17 protein-coding genes are annotated in these 15,176 nt (G+C 61.5%); 8 read left to right on the top strand and 9 right to left on the bottom strand.

The annotated features are described in order from the left end of the window. The first annotated feature begins 25 nt into the window (after positions 1–25). Entirely contained in the window at positions 26–253 is a 228-nt protein-coding gene (locus tag KQ933_RS03365; RefSeq protein ID WP_253958267.1) for a hypothetical protein, read from the top strand. Positions 254–268: 15 nt separating this feature from the next. Here KQ933_RS03365 and KQ933_RS03360 read toward each other — a convergent pair whose 3' ends face one another. After that, positions 269–1,723: an MDR family MFS transporter gene (locus KQ933_RS03360; protein ID WP_216757388.1), complete on the bottom strand. Its 1,455-nt coding sequence runs from the start codon at positions 1,721–1,723 to the stop codon at positions 269–271. 256 nt (positions 1,724–1,979) lie between these two features. On the opposite strand from KQ933_RS03360, the gene KQ933_RS03355 reads away from it, so the two are divergent. The 4 genes from KQ933_RS03355 (at position 1,980) to KQ933_RS03340 (ending at position 7,063) form a co-directional block, all read left to right on the top strand. Then, positions 1,980–3,482 carry a YdiU family protein gene (locus tag KQ933_RS03355; RefSeq protein WP_216757387.1) on the top strand — a complete coding sequence of 501 codons (1,503 nt, stop codon included), beginning with the start codon at positions 1,980–1,982 and terminating at the stop codon, positions 3,480–3,482. 34 nt (positions 3,483–3,516) lie between these two features. Continuing rightward, positions 3,517–4,062 carry a glutathione peroxidase gene (locus KQ933_RS03350; protein WP_216757386.1) on the top strand — a complete coding sequence of 182 codons (546 nt, stop codon included), beginning with the start codon at positions 3,517–3,519 and terminating at the stop codon, positions 4,060–4,062. 121 nt (positions 4,063–4,183) lie between these two features. Next, on the top strand, positions 4,184–6,523 hold the full coding sequence (locus KQ933_RS03345) for a glucose/quinate/shikimate family membrane-bound PQQ-dependent dehydrogenase (protein ID WP_216757385.1): 2,340 nt from the start codon (positions 4,184–4,186) through the stop codon (positions 6,521–6,523). Positions 6,524–6,598: 75 nt separating this feature from the next. Continuing rightward, positions 6,599–7,063, top strand: a complete 465-nt coding sequence (locus KQ933_RS03340) for a hypothetical protein (RefSeq protein ID WP_216757384.1) — start codon at positions 6,599–6,601, stop codon at positions 7,061–7,063. 49 nt (positions 7,064–7,112) lie between these two features. On the opposite strand, the gene KQ933_RS03335 is transcribed toward KQ933_RS03340, so the two are convergent. Then, positions 7,113–9,125 carry a BTAD domain-containing putative transcriptional regulator gene (locus tag KQ933_RS03335; RefSeq protein ID WP_216757383.1) on the bottom strand — a complete coding sequence of 671 codons (2,013 nt, stop codon included), beginning with the start codon at positions 9,123–9,125 and terminating at the stop codon, positions 7,113–7,115. 175 nt (positions 9,126–9,300) lie between these two features. On the opposite strand from KQ933_RS03335, the gene KQ933_RS03330 reads away from it, so the two are divergent. Next, positions 9,301–9,543, top strand: a complete 243-nt coding sequence (locus tag KQ933_RS03330) for a DUF1127 domain-containing protein (RefSeq protein WP_216757382.1) — start codon at positions 9,301–9,303, stop codon at positions 9,541–9,543. A gap of 76 nt (positions 9,544–9,619) precedes the next feature. Here the strand turns inward: KQ933_RS03330 and bla are convergent, their stop codons facing one another. The 3 genes from bla to dmeR form a co-directional block, all read right to left on the bottom strand. Beyond that, the gene (gene bla / locus KQ933_RS03325; protein WP_216757381.1) at positions 9,620–10,507 is read right to left on the bottom strand and encodes a class A beta-lactamase; all 888 of its coding nucleotides are present in this window, start codon (positions 10,505–10,507) and stop codon (positions 9,620–9,622) included. A 71-nt stretch (positions 10,508–10,578) separates the two neighbouring features. Continuing rightward, positions 10,579–11,532: a CDF family Co(II)/Ni(II) efflux transporter DmeF gene (gene dmeF / locus KQ933_RS03320; RefSeq protein WP_216757380.1), complete on the bottom strand. Its 954-nt coding sequence runs from the start codon at positions 11,530–11,532 to the stop codon at positions 10,579–10,581. Between the two features lie 23 nt (positions 11,533–11,555). Next, positions 11,556–11,828, bottom strand: a complete 273-nt coding sequence (dmeR, locus tag KQ933_RS03315) for a Ni(II)/Co(II)-sensing transcriptional repressor DmeR (protein ID WP_216757379.1) — start codon at positions 11,826–11,828, stop codon at positions 11,556–11,558. 279 nt (positions 11,829–12,107) lie between these two features. Here dmeR and KQ933_RS03310 point away from each other — a divergent pair, with 279 nt between their 5' ends. Further along, positions 12,108–12,602: a GNAT family N-acetyltransferase gene (locus tag KQ933_RS03310; RefSeq protein WP_216757378.1), complete on the top strand. Its 495-nt coding sequence runs from the start codon at positions 12,108–12,110 to the stop codon at positions 12,600–12,602. 40 nt (positions 12,603–12,642) lie between these two features. Continuing rightward, positions 12,643–13,221: a type 1 glutamine amidotransferase family protein gene (locus KQ933_RS03305; protein ID WP_216757377.1), complete on the top strand. Its 579-nt coding sequence runs from the start codon at positions 12,643–12,645 to the stop codon at positions 13,219–13,221. 19 nt (positions 13,222–13,240) lie between these two features. Here the strand turns inward: KQ933_RS03305 and KQ933_RS03300 are convergent, their stop codons facing one another. The 4 genes from KQ933_RS03300 to KQ933_RS03285 are packed head-to-tail and all read right to left on the bottom strand — an operon-like array spanning position 13,241 to position 15,102. Beyond that, positions 13,241–13,519, bottom strand: coding sequence for a hypothetical protein (locus KQ933_RS03300; RefSeq protein ID WP_216757376.1), 279 nt, complete (start codon positions 13,517–13,519; stop codon positions 13,241–13,243). A gap of 46 nt (positions 13,520–13,565) precedes the next feature. Continuing rightward, positions 13,566–13,898, bottom strand: a complete 333-nt coding sequence (locus KQ933_RS03295) for a type II toxin-antitoxin system HicB family antitoxin (protein ID WP_216757375.1) — start codon at positions 13,896–13,898, stop codon at positions 13,566–13,568. Then, complete coding sequence (locus tag KQ933_RS03290) at positions 13,895–14,149, bottom strand: type II toxin-antitoxin system HicA family toxin (RefSeq protein WP_216757374.1); 255 nt, start codon at positions 14,147–14,149, stop codon at positions 13,895–13,897. Before KQ933_RS03290 ends, KQ933_RS03295 begins: the two co-directional genes overlap by 4 nt. A 38-nt stretch (positions 14,150–14,187) precedes the next feature. After that, positions 14,188–15,102, bottom strand: a complete 915-nt coding sequence (locus tag KQ933_RS03285) for a cytochrome c (RefSeq protein WP_216757373.1) — start codon at positions 15,100–15,102, stop codon at positions 14,188–14,190. Positions 15,103–15,176 lie beyond the last annotated feature (74 nt).

Genomic DNA, 15,176 nt, shown 5'->3' with positions numbered 1-15,176 from the left:
CGCGAGCGAGGGCAGGATGATAAGCATGGTTGGGGCAATGATGCGCCAGCGCAGCTGGCGCGATTTGTGGCTTGCGATCGCAGGGCGAAGGACGCAAGCCGATACGGAGACAGTCGTTGAGGTGGCTCTGCAGGATATGGATCTTGCAGCTTTCGAGGGCCTCGACGGCCGCATGGCCTACGGACTTCAGGCGGACCAACGCAAGTGGCGCCTTTTGTGGCGCAGGCGATTGCGGGGACCCGTCGGCCTTTGACGAAGGAAAGGCGCCTCAGCTTCCGGCTGCGGCGCCTTTCGTCTGTTTGCTCCTGTAGCCGCTGATCTCCTCGCCGGCAGTCGGCGAAAAGCGCAGGTTCCAGAACGTGGCGCAGATCGAGATCAAGGCGACGATGATGAAGGCCGTGGAGAAATCCCCAAGCTCAGGCGTTTCGACGCCGTTGAAGGCCATCGAGCCGTGCAGCGCCAGCGCGCCGATGCAGATGCCGAGCGACAGCATCAGTTGCTGGAAGGTCGTGTAGAAGCTCGTGGCCGAACTCATCCGGTCCTGGCCGATTTCATCATAGGCGATGGTATTGTAGGCCGTGAACTGGAACGACATGAAGAAGGCGCTGAGCACCAGCGCGATGAAGATCAGCGGCATCGGCCAATCCGGACGGAAGGCGGCGCAGAGGCCGTAGCCGATGGTGCCGAGAATGCCGTTGATAACAAGGCTTCGGCGGAAGCCGACGCGGCGGAAGACGGCTCGCGCCAGCGGCTTCATGAAAAGCGCGCCAAGCGCGGTGGAAATGACGATCTGGCCCGCCGCGGCAGCCGAAAGACCGAAGCCGATCTGAAAGAGCAGCGGCAGCAGGAAAGGCTGCGCGCCCTGGGTAATGCGCGTCAGCGAGCCGGCGATAACAGAGGTGCCGAAGCTCGGCACCTTCATCAGCGAGAAATCCATGATCGGGGCCGGATGCTTGCGGGCATGGCGGAGATAAGCGATGCCGAAAAGCAGGCCGATCGCGATGAGGAAGATCGCGAGCGAGCCCCGCCCCTCATGGCTCGACAGTTCGAAACCGAAGAGCAGCGAGCCGAGCGAGATGCCCGACAGGATGAAGCCGATCGTGTCGAAGGGGCCGGCAGCCTTGCCCTTCACCTCGTCGATGTAGATCGAGACGAAGATCATGCCGATGATGCCGATCGGCACGTTGATGTAGAAGATCCAGCGCCAGTCGAGATAGGTGACGATGAAGCCGCCGAGCGGCGGGCCGACGATCGGGCCGATCAGCGCCGGCACCAGGAGCCAGGACATGGCGCTGACCATATCCTTGCGGTCGACGCTGCGCATCAGCACCAGACGACCGACGGGCATCATCATGGCGCCGCCGATGCCCTGCAGCAGGCGGGCGAGCACGAGGAACGGCAAGGTGGGCGCGAAGGCACAGAGGATGGAGCCGACCACGAAGACGGCGATGGCCGAGCGGAAGACGGTGCGCGAACCGAAACTGTCGGCCATGCGGCCGCTGGCGGGAATGAAGATCGCCAGACTGAGCAGGTAGGAGGTCAGGGCAATCGACATGGCCGGTGCGTCGACGCCGAAATCGCGCGCCATTGTCGGCAGCGCGGTCGCCAGCACGGTTGCATCGACGTTTTCCATGAGCATGGCACTCGCGACAATCATCGCGATCACCCGGAAATTGGGTGCTGCGCGCCGAACCATCGGCGCATGATAGATCTGATCCGACATCGTCAGGGATCACTCGCAGTGGCGCAGCGGAGCACACGGGGCGACAGGGCTGCGGGGATGACATGGCAAAAATGCCAAGAGGAGATGATTTTGCTATACGCCTGCAATCATGGCGGCGCTATGTCTTTTATGGCAAATCTGCCTTGCCGAGAGGTAAAGGCAGATCACCATTCCTTGCACCTTATTGCCCTTCGTGAAGGTGGTTTGCGGCCAAAATCGGCTTGCGTGATCGCACCTGCGGCCCTACCTATTAGCCATGACCTCCGCCCTGCAGAAAAACCGGCCAGACACGGCCTTTTCATTCGACAACAGCTATGCGCGGTTGCCGCAGCGCTTCTTTGCGACACAGGTTCCGACGCAGGTTCCAGAACCCTGGCTGATCAAGCTCAACGAGCCGCTGGCGGAAGAACTGAGACTCGACGTCGAAGCCCTGAGGCGTGACGGCGCGGCGATCTTTTCCGGCAACCTCGTCCCCCATGGCGCCGCGCCGCTGGCGATGGCCTATGCCGGCCACCAGTTCGGCCAGTTCGTGCCGCTGCTCGGTGACGGGCGGGCGATCCTGCTCGGAGAGGTGATCGACCGCAATGGCCGGCGCCGCGATATCCAGCTCAAGGGTGCGGGGCAGACTCCCTTTTCTCGCCGCGGTGACGGGCGGGCGGCTCTCGGCCCGGTCCTGCGCGAATATATCATCAGCGAGGCAATGTTTGCGCTCGGCATTCCCGCCACCAGGGCGCTTGCCGCGGTGCTGACCGGCGAAGGCGTGCGGCGTGAAGAGATCTTGCCGGGCGCGGTCTTCACCCGCGTGGCGGCAAGCCATATCCGCGTCGGCACCTTCCAGTATCTTGCCGCGACCAGTGACGAGGATGGCATCAAGGCGCTCGCCGATCATGTCATCGAACGGCATTATCCCGAGCTGAAGACAGCGGAAAATCCCTATCTCGCGCTCTATGAGGCGGTCTGCGAGCGGCAGGCGGCACTGATCGCCCGATGGCTGCAGGTCGGCTTCATCCATGGGGTGATGAACACCGACAATATGACGATCTCGGGCGAGACGATCGATTTCGGTCCCTGTGCCTTCGTGGATGCCTATGATCCGATGAAGGTCTTCTCGTCGATCGATCAGCACGGGCGCTACGCCTATGCCAATCAGCCGGGCATCGGACAGTGGAACCTCGCGCGGCTCGGCGAAGCGCTGCTGCCGGTGATCGATGCCGACAAGGACAAGGCGATCGAGCAAGCCAATGCCATTATCAAGGCCTATGGCGAGCGCTTCCACGCCCATTGGCTGCAGGGCATGCGCGGCAAGATCGGGCTTATCTCGACCGAAGACGGCGATCTCGAGCTGATCCAGGCGCTGCTGGCACTGATGCAGGCACAGAGCGCGGACTTTACGCTGACGTTCCGGCGACTTTCCGCACTTGCGGACGATCCCGAGGCAGAGACCGAATTCGCTTCGACCTTCCGCGAACCGGCCGCCACTGCCGAATGGCTGGCGCACTGGCGCGAACGCCTGTTGCGCGATCCGCAGGCGCCAACCGAGCGGGCCGCGGCCATGCGGCATGTCAACCCCGCATTCATTCCCCGCAATCACCGTGTCGAGCAGGCGATCGAGGCGGCCGTGGAAGATGGCGATTTTTCGCTTTTCGAGGCGCTGCTGGCAGTGCTTTCGCACCCCTATGACGAGCAGCCGGCATTTGCGGCCTATATGGACCCGCCGAAGCCCGAAGAGCGAGTGCTCCAGACCTTCTGCGGAACCTGATTTCAACCAACAACCATATTCACTGGAGATAGTGATGACCGACCTTCTCGATATCCCGGTCAAGACCGTTCAAGGGCGTGAGACCACGCTCAACGAATATCGCGGCCAGGTGCTGCTCATCGTCAATGTCGCCTCCAAATGCGGGCTGACGGTGCAGTATGAAGGGCTTGAAAAGCTCTATGCCGACAAGCGCGAGAGAGGCTTCGTCATCGCCGGTTTCCCGGCCAACGACTTCAAAGGCCAGGAGCCGGGCACAGATGCGGAGATCCTCGATTTCTGCACCAGCACCTTCGGCGTCGACTTCCCGATGTTTTCCAAGATTTCCGTAAAGGGGCCGGACAAGCACCCGCTTTACAAGACCCTGACGAATTCCGGTGTGGAAACGACCGGCGAAGGGCCGATGCGCGAACGGCTGAAGGGCGCCGGCCTTGCCGGCGACGACAACGAAATCCTCTGGAACTTCGAGAAATTCCTCGTCGGCCGCAACGGCAAGGTCGTCGCCCGTTTCGCCCCCGACGTGACGGCTGACGATAGTCGTCTCGTCTCGGCAATCGACCGCGAGCTTGCAAAAGCGAACTAGTGCGACAGTTTCAACCGCTGCCAATTGTGGCGGTTGAAAGGTAGGCCTTCCGCTCTATCTGCCTGATCGGCGTATGTTTTTCGCCATCCTCCGATCCGGCTAACCAGCGGGAGACTGCCGTATGGCAATCGTCATTACCTCCATCCTTTTCATCATTTTCGGACTGGCGCTAGGCGCCGGCGGTCTCTGGCTCGTCACACTCGGTGGCAGCATCTTCTATCTTTTTGCCGGGCTGATGTTCCTGCTGACGGCAGGCCTGCTGCTCATGCGCAAGGCGGTGGCGCTGTGGGTCTATGCGGTGCTCGTCGTTGTGGCGCTCGTCTGGGCGATCTGGGAGGTGGGGTTCGACTGGTGGCAGCTCGGCCCGCGCGGCGGCCTCATCATTCTCTTCGGGCTCTGGCTGTTGACGCCCTGGATCCGCCGGCCGCTCGGTTTTCGCAGCCCGACCGGCATCTATTACGGCGCCAATCCCTGGCCGCTCGCCATTCCTGTTATCGCTGCCATCATCGTCGCTGCCTATTCGATGACGACGGATCCGCATGACCTCGCGGGCGATCTGCCGATACAGACGGTTGCCACAACGCCCGCCTTCGGCGGCAATGTGCCCGACGGCGAATGGCACCAATATGGCCGCACGCCCTACGGCCAGCGCTATTCGCCGCTGGACCAGATCACCGTACAGAATGTCTCCACCCTGAAGGAGGCCTGGCGCTACCAGACCGGGGACGTGAAGCGGCCTGATGATGTCGGGGAAACGACCTATCAGGTGACGCCGCTGAAGGTCGGCAACACGCTCTATCTCTGCACGCCGCACAATTGGGCGATCGCGCTGGATGCCAAGACCGGCCAGCAGAAATGGAAATATGACGCCAATTCCGGCATGAACCCGGACCGGCAGCACCAGACTTGCCGCGGTGTCACCTATTACAGCGATGAGGCGACACCTGCCGGCCAGCCCTGCAAGGAGCGCGTCTACCTGCCGACTTCGGATGCGCGCCTCATCGCACTCGATGCCACCAAAGGGCAGGTCTGCACCAGCTTCGCCGAACAGGGCGTTCTCCATCTGGAAACCGGCATGCAATACAATCCTGCCGGCTACTACTATTCCACCTCGCCGCCAGTCGCCGTCGCGGGCAAGATCATCATCGGCGGGGCGGTCAACGACAATTATTCGACACGGGAACAATCCGGCGTCATCCGCGCCTATGACATCAACAGCGGCGCGCTGATCTGGAACTGGGACTCCGGCAATCCAGACCAGACGACGCCATTGCCGGCGGGACAGCACTACACGACGAATTCGCCGAACAGCTGGTCGGTCTTCAGCGTCGATGACCAGCTCGGCATGGTCTATATCCCGCTCGGCAACCAGGTGCCGGACCAGCTCGGCATGAACCGCAGCGCCAATGTCGAAAAGTTCTCCTCCTCCGTCGTGGCGCTCGACATCAATACGGGCCAGCTGCGCTGGGTGCAGCAGTTCGTCCATCACGATCTCTGGGACATGGACGTGCCGGCGCAGCCGGTGCTGCTTGACCTGACGAAACAGGACGGGACGGCGGTGCCGGCGCTGGTGGCATCCACCAAGCAGGGCGATATCTACGTGCTCGACCGGCGGACCGGCCAGCCGATCATTCCCTTCAAGGAAATTCCCGCGCCCGGCGGGGCGATCCCGGAGGATCACACAGCGCCGACGCAGCCGATTTCGGATCTCACCTTTTCCCCGGAGCCGCTGCAGGAAAAGGACATGTGGGGTGTTTCGCTATTCGACCAGCTTGTCTGCCGCATCGATTTCCACCGCTATAAATATGAGGGCCGCTATACGCCGCCCTCGCTGCAGGGAACGATCGTCTATCCCGGCAATTTCGGCACGTTCAACTGGGGTTCGGTCGCGATCGACCCCGAGCGGCAGGTGATGTTCGGCATGCCGACCTATCTTGCCTTCACCTCGCGCCTCGTACCGGCTGCCGATATTCCGCCACGCGGGCAGGACGAGAAGGGCAGCGAACAGGGTCTCAACCGCAATGACGGCGCACCTTACGGCGTATTCATGGGACCATTTCTCGGGCCGCTGCAGATCCCCTGCCAGGCACCGCCATGGGGCTACGTCGCCGGCGTGGATCTCCGCACCGGCCGTATCGCCTATATGCACAAGAACGGCACGGTGCATGACATGACGCCGCTGCCCCTGCCCTTCAAGGTGGGCGTACCCGGTATCGGCGGGCCAATGATGACCAAGGGCGGCGTCGCTTTCCTGGGTGCAGCCGTCGATAATTACCTGCGCGCCTATGACGTGACCAATGGCCGGCAACTCTGGGAAGCTCGGCTTCCGGCCGGCGGTCAGGCAACGCCGATGACTTATACGACTGATGACAACAAACAATATGTCGTCATGGTCGCCGGCGGGCATGGCTCGGTCGGTACCAAGCCGGGCGACTATGTGATCGCCTACACGCTGCCGTAGCACTACCGGAGGAGACACAAGCTCGGGGCAGGATTGCCCCATCATGCTGCTGCCGTTTTTCAGGGGGATTCTTTCATGGAAATCGGTAGCAGCCTTTCAATTTACTCCGGCCTTGGTTCGCTTTTCGAGCAGGGCAAATCCAAGAACAAGCAGACCGACGAATTCAGCGGCAGCACGCGTAATCAATCCGGCGCCGGCTTGCAGCCGAGCACGACACCGCCGTCGATCGCCAATACGATGTGGGCGGTGCAGGCCGGCAACGAGACCTACATCAACCCGCCATCCAATGAGGAGGCAACCATCAAGGAGGCAAATAAACGCGTAGCTGCTGAATTCAGCGAGTGGAGCAGCATGACGCCCGAGGAATTCATCCGTGCGCGCTATTTGGCCGCTCATAATCTCACAGAGGACGATCTCAAGGCAATGTCCGCGGATGATCGCGCTGCCATCGAGAAGGAAATCGCCGAGCAGATCAAGCGCGAACTCGCCGGTATCGAGGATGGCGGAACCGAGACGGCAGACGACGTTCCCACCGCCTGAGGCTGGAACACCAACCGAGATGCCGCGCAGAGCACTCTTCGCGGCTTTTTTATTCCGGCAACCCCGCCATTCGAAGAGCCGCGATATATCGGTTTCGGTCGTCCGGTCGCCGAAACGGCGGCAGGACATCGGCGAGATTCGAAAGCCGGAGCGCAGGATCCAACTGGCACAGGCGAGCGATCGTTCCCTGCGCTTCCGCACTCCGCCCGCTCATGACCTGGCCCGCCGCCATCACGCGCATCGCGCTCGGATAGTTCGGCTGGTGGCGCAACGATCTTGCCGCCCAGACGGCGGCATCTTCATAATGTCCGGCACAGAAATGAGCCAGGCCGGTGTTGAACTGCCAGGCAAACAGGCGCGGATCCAAAGGGCTCAGACGCATGGCGAGGGCTGCATGTTCGACGGCCTTGTCGGGCTCGCCAAGGCAGGCTTTCACCCAGCTGCTGGTGCCCAGGGCAGCGGCGAGATTCGGGTTGAGGAAGAGCGCGCGATCGATACAGGCCGCACTGTCATCGAGATCGCCGCCGACATAGCCGAGGACATACCCACCGTAGGAGAGCGCAACCGCATCGTCCCAGCCAAGTTCGACCGCTCTTCTCGCCAGTCGGGTCGCTTCGGCAATCTCCTCAGCGGGATTGGTCATCCAGCCATTGCTCTTTCGGGTTGCGTAGCATCGCGCCGCCCGGGCATAAGCTGTGGCGAACTCCGGGTCGCGCTCGATCGCCTTCATGAACAGCCGCAAGGCTTCGTCGATGACCGATCTGTTGGTGATCGTCCGGTCAAAAGCCGCCAGCCCGCGCAGATAATAGTCGTAAGCGTCGAGGCTCTCCGTCGGCTTGCGTTTGGCGCGCTCTATCTCCGCCTCCTCTACTTTCGGCGTTATTGCGCCGACGATACTCGAGGCCACCTGATCCTGAAGATCGAATATATTTGCAAGCGTCCCATCAAAACGGTCTGCCCAAAGATGCGCACCCGTCGAGGTGTCGATAAGTTGTCCGGCAATACGGAGCCGGTCGCCCGTGCGGCGCACACTTCCCTCGACCACGTAGCGCACGTTCAACTCGCGCCCGACCTGCTTGATGTCAACGGCCTGCCCCTTGTAGGTGAAGCTCGAATTCCGCGCGATGACGTAGAGATGGCGGAATTGAGCGAGGGCGATCGTGATATCCTCCACGATGCCATCGGCAAAATATTCCTGCTCTGGATCGCCGCTCAAATTCTGAAATGCCAACACCGCAACCGATGGCCGATCGTGATGCTTCGTCGGGGCTGAGACGGCCTGCATCTGCGGGATGACGTCGGGCCCCGGTGCGGCCGGCTGATATCCGGGTTGTTGTCGCAACTGCAGCGAAACGGCCAGGGAGGATGTCTCTGCTTCGGGTTCGGCGCCGAGATGCTTCTTCACGAGAGTCCGGCAGGCCTCGAACTGGCGCATGGCCGCGTTCTCGTGCCCCCTCAGGATGTGGATCCGCATCAGCGCCCGATGGGCGGCTTCCATCGTTGGGTCTGCGGCGAGCAGTCTCTCGGCGAGCCCTTCGCAGGCTGGCTCTTCCGCGGAGCCCGGATCGGAGAGCATGAGGCTCAACCGCTCCACGAGCTGCAGCGCCTTGCGCCGATACGTGCTCTGGTAAGGTCCGAACCACCCATCCAGTCCATCTGGAATGGCCTCGCCGGCAAGCACCTCACCGCGGTAGAGGTCCGCAGCAAAGGCAAGGTCAGCGGGCCGGCCCGCCTCCAGGTTCCGGTCGAAGATCGAAATGTCGGCTTCGTCCGGGCCGAAAATCAGGACGACTGTCTCCTGATCCCCGTCGATGTAGACGCTGGCTTCACTGCTCGCCGGGAACGCCCGCCTGATATCGACCAGCGCCTGCCGCAGGCTATTGCGGGCCTGTTCATTGCTTCGTCCCGGCCAGAAGGCTTCGGAAAGCAGTTCCCTGCGACAACCGCGGCGGCCTGCAAGGACCAGGGCAGCAAAAAGAAGCGACGTCTTGCGCGTGGCGAAGCGCACTTGCCGGTCGTCCAGGGAGGTAACTTCGAGGCCGCCTAGCAACCTGATGCGCACAGAAAGTCTCCAGATTTGGATCACCGCCGCAGAATAGCATTTGGGAAGACGGATTTAACACCGATTTAGCGGCGGCTTGTCGAAGTTTTCTTGCCCGTTCACGCCCAGCCCAACAGCCCGAAAACACCCGTATGGGACATTCCACTCGCACATCTCACAAATAGGAGACTGGGAAATGGCTCACACGGAAACTCCCGCCGCCGTCAGCGCGCCGAAACGACAAGTGTCCGAGTCCAGGGTGAACAGCATCACGATATTGGCCGCTGCCGTGAGGCAGTGGCGCAGAGCCGTCGCGAGACGGAAAGTGCTGGCGGACCTGACGCCTGATCAGCTGAGAGATATCGGTCAACCAGAGATCAATCGCCCGGTGCTCGAAATCAAAGCAGGTCTGATGACGAATCTGATGTCAATGCGGTAATCAGCAAATTCACTTGCATCGCTGCGACGAAACCAAGGCCGCTCGGCTCCTGCCGAACGGCGAAATCTTCACCGCTTCAGACCATCTCGGTGATCATTTTGCCGACTTCGGCGAAGACGGGGTTGAACTCATCCATCTTCACGGTCGTTTCCGCCATATAGACGGCGGCGACGATCGGGCCGCGTTTGGGTGGCCAGATGATGGCGATATCGCCGGCCGAACCGTTATCGCCTGTTCCTGTCTTGTCACCGATCTTCCAATCGGACGGCAGGCCCGCACGCAGGCGCGCCCCACCGGTCGTGTTCGCAACCATCCAATCGACCAACTGATTTGCAGAGCTTTCCGTCAGGACCGAGCCGAGAGCGATGTTGCCGAGCGTATCGAGCATGGCATCCGGCGTGGTCGTATCGCGCGGATCGCCTTTCGTCGCCTCGTTCAGCGCAGTTTCCATGCGGTCGAGCCTTGTCGTGCCGTCGCCGATGGAGCGCAGCCAGTCGGTGAGTGCAGCCGGGCCGCCGAAACTTTCCAGCATCAGGTTGCCGGCCGTATTGTCGCTCAGCGTAATGCCGGCCTTGCAGATCTCGGCCATCGTCATGCCTTCGCCGCCGGCGTGCTTTTCGGTCTCGGGCGAATAGGTGACGAGCTTTTCCTTGCCGTAGGTGACCCGCCGGTCGAGCTTTTCATCACCCTTATCGACACGGGCGAGAACGAGGCCGGCGGCCAGAACCTTGAAGGTGCTGCACATGGCGAAGGGCTCGCTGCCGCGATAGCCGAAGGAGATGTTCGTGTCGCTGTCGAGAACGGAGACCCCGAGACGCCCGCCGATACGCGCTTCCAGCGCTGCAAGCCGCTTGTCGATATCGTCGTCCTGTTGCTGCTGTGCGTATACGCCGGGCGCAAAACCCAGCGCAGGCAGCAGCAATGCGGAGCCCATGAAGCTGCGGCGGGTCAGGCTGTGATTCATGAAGACCTCCGGGGAATCAGGTTCACAGGCGTAAGGCCCGATTGCGGCGGCATCTCGGCTTTTTGGCGGAATCAGGCGGCGCGCGTAACTTCCACAGTCACATGCGACAACTCGTCCAGGCTCGAAAGCCTCTCCTTGTAGAAGGCGGTGTCGCGCGACCGCGGCGTCAGCACCGCGACGATCGCAGCATGATGGCCGGGGCCGACCTGCCAGACATGCAGATCGGTGATGCGGTCGCCATCGCCTTCTATCACATCACGGATTTCATCCGGCAGCGTTTCACCCTCCGGGAGCACATCGAGCAGAACAGCGCCCGAGGATTTCAACAGCCCCCAGGACCATTGGGCGATGATGAGAGCGCCGACGATACCCATCAGCGGATCGAGCCAGAGCCAGCCATAGAGGCCGCCAAAAGTGAGTGCTGCAATGGCGAGCACCGAGGTCAATGCGTCGGCGACGACGTGCATATAGGCGGAGCGAATATTGTTATCCGCATGACCATGGTGGCCATGATCGTGGCCGTGGTGATGATCATGATGGTGATCATGTCCATGTCCATGATGATGGCCGCCGCTACCGCTCAACATCCAGGCACTGATGAGGTTGACGGCAAGGCCGATGACGGCGACGGCGATCGCCTGGCCGAAGCTGATCGGCACGGGCGACGTGATGCGCAGGAAGCTTTCCCATCCCATCAGCAGGGCAATCATCGCCAGAATGATGGCGCTCGCGAAGCCGGCGAGATCGCCGAGCTTGCCGGTGCCGAAAGTGAAGCGCGGGTTGCGGGCCTGTTTGCGGGCGAAGAGATAGGCAAGCGCGGAAATGAGCAGCGCACTGGCATGGGTGGACATATGCCAGCCGTCGGCCACCAGTGCCATCGAGCCGTAGATTGTGCCGGCGACTATTTCGACCACCATCATGACCGCCGTCAGCGCAATCACCAGCCAGATGCGGCGTTCGTTGCGGGCATGGTCCTCTCCGAGGAAGACATGCTCATGTTCGTGGGTATTCGTTCCCGATATCATCGCCATCTCCTTATCGATCCGGCTCAGCGGATATAGGTTCGCAATACTTCCGATATTTCTTCAACCGCTTCCGCCCTCGCCTTCCCGTCGGCGGCATGCAGCACATGTTCGTGCAGGTGATCGTCCAGCACCTCGCCCGTCAGCCCCGTCAGCGCGCCCCGCACGGAGGCCAGAAGCTGCAGGATCTCGCCGCAGGGGCGCTCGGCTTCCAGCGCACGCTCGACGGCTTCGAGCTGGCCGCGGAGGCGACTGACGCGGGCGATGAGCTTCTTCTTCTGATGAGTGGTGTGGGACACGGTGATCTCGAAATTAGTATAGAGGGGTACCCTATCCTGCATTCCATAAAAAGCAATCCGGCAATGGTCAGTTCCGCGCCCATCTGCCATTGACAAACGAGCGGTTTAGGAGGATTGATCTCCGCATGATCGTGATCGCGCACCATAACCGCTCGTATTTTTGGCTGTACCTGTAAAGGGCGGCCGAGACAGATCATAATGTCAACAAGCCGCCGTCAGGCGGCTTTGTTGTATCGGCAGCGTCCTGGCGGCATAAACTTCGAAAAGGACGCGAAGACCATGCTTGAAATCGAAGACAGCGAAATATCGCTCATGCGACCGCCGGTCGTGACGATCCGCACTGCAAAGCCCCGCGACATACCCGAACTCCACGAGATGATCGGCCTTCTCGCCATCCATCACGGCGATAGTTCCGTCTCGACGCCGGAACAGCTCGAACGCGATCTCTTCGGTCCGACGCCATGGATTTCGGCCATCGTCGCCGACGGCAGCGAAGGTCTGATCGGCTACGCCATCCTCGTTCCGCTCTACAGGGCGCAGGAAGGCAAGCGCGGCATGGACCTGCATCACCTTTTCGTGCGTGACGGCCATCGCGGCCACGGCACGGGCCAGCTTCTCGTCGACCGCGCCCGTGAAACGGCACGGCTTGCAGGTTGCGACTACCTCTCCGTCAGCGCTGCGACCGGCAACCTCAAGGCACACCGCTTCTACGAACAGATGGACTTCACCCCTCGCCCGGTCACCGGCATGCGCTATATGCAGTCCCTGTCGTGAGTGGTTCCAGCCGCTCGGCCATCTTGCAAGGGAGGAAAGCATGACCCGACTGGCGGTGGTTCTGACCGAAGGCTTCGCGGACTGGGAAGTGGGGCAGCTTGCTGCCTCCGCCCGCACTCATTTCGGCTTCGATGTGGTGACGGCAAGTCCCGGTGGCGCGGAAGTACGCTCCATGGGCGGCCTGCGGGTGACGCCCGATACGATAGCCGAGAACCTGCATGGCGACGCCTTCGATGCACTTGTCGTCTGCGGGGGAACGATCTGGGAGACGGAAAAGGCACCCGACCTTTCGTCCGTGATCACCGACTTCATCGCGCGCGGCAAGCTTACGGCGGCCATCTGCGGCGGGACGCTGGCGCTGGCGCGCGCCGGTGTATTGAATGACATTCCGCATACCAGCAATGCGCCGGATTTCATCGCCGGCGCCGAAGGCTATCGCGGCCAGGCGCACTATCGCGACGGGCCGCAGGCGGTACGGTCAGGCATGATCGTGACTGCGCCCGGTTCTGCACCGATCACCTTTACGGCAGAGATCTATCGGGGACTCGGCTTCGGCGGCGAAGAACTCGACACCTATGTGCAGATCCTCGGCGCGGAGCATCAGCCGAAGGCGGCCTGAGCCGCGCTGCAGAGACCGATCACTTCGATGGCCGCGTCTCTTTCGGAAGACTGTTGCCGGCGGCCACCTCATGCGCCGGGCGGCTCGCCCATTGGTGCATCGCTTTCTTCACAAAAAGGAACGCCGCAGCCCTTGCCTGCGCCAGATCGGCGGGATCGTCGAGGCGGCTCGCGATTTTTGCCTCCATGACGGCAAGTGTATCGGAAAACCAGCGCGCAAGAACGGCATTGCGCACGGCAAGCCGCTCCTGCATGCGGGCGATCGCTACGTCTGTTTCCTCAAGCGACGGATGTTTCATGGGCACAATGTGGCGTGCCACGCTTGAGCGGGGCGGGAGGAAGAGATCAGGCTGCGGCCGCCTTCGACAGCACTTCCTCAGCCCACTGGTTCAGGCTCTTTCCGGCCAACTCCGCGGCCTTGGCCGCGCGAGCATGAACATCGGGGTCGACACGGAACATCATCCTGCCGGAATAGGACTTGTGAGGTTCCTTGCCAAGCCTGCGGCAAGTCTCGATGTAGTCATCCACCGCCTCATGAAAAGCGACCTTCAGGCCTTCGACCGTATCTGCATGGAAACCGACAACATCGGCAATGCCGGCAATATTGCCGAAGAAGATTTCATCTTCGGCATCGAATTCGATGCGGGCAGCATAGCCCTTGTATTCCATCACGTTCATGTTTCTATTCCGATCTCCAGCAGGAAGCGGCGGGCATCTCTGATCTGATAGCGTTTCGCTTCCTTCTCCGGATGGGGGCGATGAAAGAAGGCCAGATGGCCATCCTTCTCGAAGCGAACGCGGGAGCCGTTTCCCTCGACAACATGACAACCAACGGCGATCAGCAGGCCTTCGACATCGGCCCATGCGATCGTTCCGGAAACCGGGTCGCGGAAGATTGCCGCCAATGTCTTGCGATGCCGAGCATTCATGTCACGATGATAGGAAGTGCTAGCACTTTTTGCAAGCGCTACTTGCTCGGAACCGCCTTCAGATAGGCGGAGATCGCTTCGATATCGGACTGCGGCAGATGGGCGATGTTCTGCTGCACGTCCACCATCTGGCCACCGGCGGAGTCGAAATCGGGGGTGAAGCCGGTCTGCAGGTAGTTGGTGATATCGGCCTCGCTCCAGGAGCCGACGCTCTTCGAGCCCGGCGTGATATCGGGTATGAGGCCCTTGCCTTCCGGGTTCGGGGCGCCGGCAAGCCATTGGTCGCGGACGAAGCCGCCGAGGGAATCGCGCGGGGTGTGGCATTCGCCGCAATGGCCGAGACCCTCGACCAGATACTGGCCGCGCTTCACCTTGTCATCGGCATTGGCGAGCACGACGCGCGGCTGATCGTTGAAATAGAGAAGCCTCCAGCCACCGAGCGCCAGGCGGATATTGAAGGGGAACGGCAGTTCATGCGGGGGCGCGACATTACTGCTCTTCGGCAGGGTCTTCAGATAGGCGAAGAGATCGTTGACGTCCTTGTCACTCACGCGCGTATAGGAGCCATAAGGGAAGGACGGGTAGAGATGCTGGCCGTCGGGGCCGACGCCGCGCTTCATGGCATTGCCGAACTGAGCGAGCGTCCAGCGACCTATGCCAGCCTGCTCATCGGGGGAAATATTGGGCACATGGAAGGTGCCGAAGGGGCTTTTGAGCGCAAGGCCGCCGGCAAGGGTCAGCTTCGCATCGCCTTGCGCACCGGGTGTCGCATGACAGCTGACACAGCCGCCCGCCCAGAACACCTTTTCACCATTCGCGACGTCAGGAGTGCCGAGATTGGCCCAGTGGCTTTCCGGAAACGGATCCGGCGCGGTGACGAAATAAAAAACTGCGCCGCCGATCACGACGACGCCGATGAGACAGAGCACAAAGCGGATGAACCTGCGGACCATGCGCCGCCTCTCCTTACTATCAATGTTCAGGGGCGTTCCCCGGCCCCGGTGCCGGAAGAGAATAAGGCGATCCG

The sequence above is a fragment of the Rhizobium sp. WYJ-E13 genome, assembly GCF_018987265.1.
In the GTDB taxonomy this organism is placed as follows: Bacteria; Pseudomonadota; Alphaproteobacteria; order Rhizobiales; family Rhizobiaceae; genus Rhizobium.
Note: the sequence above shows the minus strand (reverse complement) of the source record. Positions and strands in the feature narration are given on the sequence as shown.

What these genes read in the sequence shown, in the direction of transcription:
- KQ933_RS03365 (WP_253958267.1), top strand. Translation starts at nt 26, where the DNA reads ATGGTTGGGGCAATGATGCGCCAGCGCAGCTGGCGCGATTTGTGGCTT.
- KQ933_RS03360 (WP_216757388.1), bottom strand. Translation starts at nt 1,723, where the DNA reads ATGTCGGATCAGATCTATCATGCGCCGATGGTTCGGCGCGCAGCACCC.
- KQ933_RS03355 (WP_216757387.1), top strand. Translation starts at nt 1,980, where the DNA reads ATGACCTCCGCCCTGCAGAAAAACCGGCCAGACACGGCCTTTTCATTC.
- KQ933_RS03350 (WP_216757386.1), top strand. Translation starts at nt 3,517, where the DNA reads ATGACCGACCTTCTCGATATCCCGGTCAAGACCGTTCAAGGGCGTGAG.
- KQ933_RS03345 (WP_216757385.1), top strand. Translation starts at nt 4,184, where the DNA reads ATGGCAATCGTCATTACCTCCATCCTTTTCATCATTTTCGGACTGGCG.
- KQ933_RS03340 (WP_216757384.1), top strand. Translation starts at nt 6,599, where the DNA reads ATGGAAATCGGTAGCAGCCTTTCAATTTACTCCGGCCTTGGTTCGCTT.
- KQ933_RS03330 (WP_216757382.1), top strand. Translation starts at nt 9,301, where the DNA reads ATGGCTCACACGGAAACTCCCGCCGCCGTCAGCGCGCCGAAACGACAA.
- bla (WP_216757381.1), bottom strand. Translation starts at nt 10,507, where the DNA reads ATGAATCACAGCCTGACCCGCCGCAGCTTCATGGGCTCCGCATTGCTG.
- dmeF (WP_216757380.1), bottom strand. Translation starts at nt 11,532, where the DNA reads ATGATATCGGGAACGAATACCCACGAACATGAGCATGTCTTCCTCGGA.
- KQ933_RS03310 (WP_216757378.1), top strand. Translation starts at nt 12,108, where the DNA reads ATGCTTGAAATCGAAGACAGCGAAATATCGCTCATGCGACCGCCGGTC.
- KQ933_RS03305 (WP_216757377.1), top strand. Translation starts at nt 12,643, where the DNA reads ATGACCCGACTGGCGGTGGTTCTGACCGAAGGCTTCGCGGACTGGGAA.
- KQ933_RS03300 (WP_216757376.1), bottom strand. Translation starts at nt 13,519, where the DNA reads ATGAAACATCCGTCGCTTGAGGAAACAGACGTAGCGATCGCCCGCATG.
- KQ933_RS03295 (WP_216757375.1), bottom strand. Translation starts at nt 13,898, where the DNA reads ATGAACGTGATGGAATACAAGGGCTATGCTGCCCGCATCGAATTCGAT.
- KQ933_RS03290 (WP_216757374.1), bottom strand. Translation starts at nt 14,149, where the DNA reads ATGAATGCTCGGCATCGCAAGACATTGGCGGCAATCTTCCGCGACCCG.
- KQ933_RS03285 (WP_216757373.1), bottom strand. Translation starts at nt 15,102, where the DNA reads ATGGTCCGCAGGTTCATCCGCTTTGTGCTCTGTCTCATCGGCGTCGTC.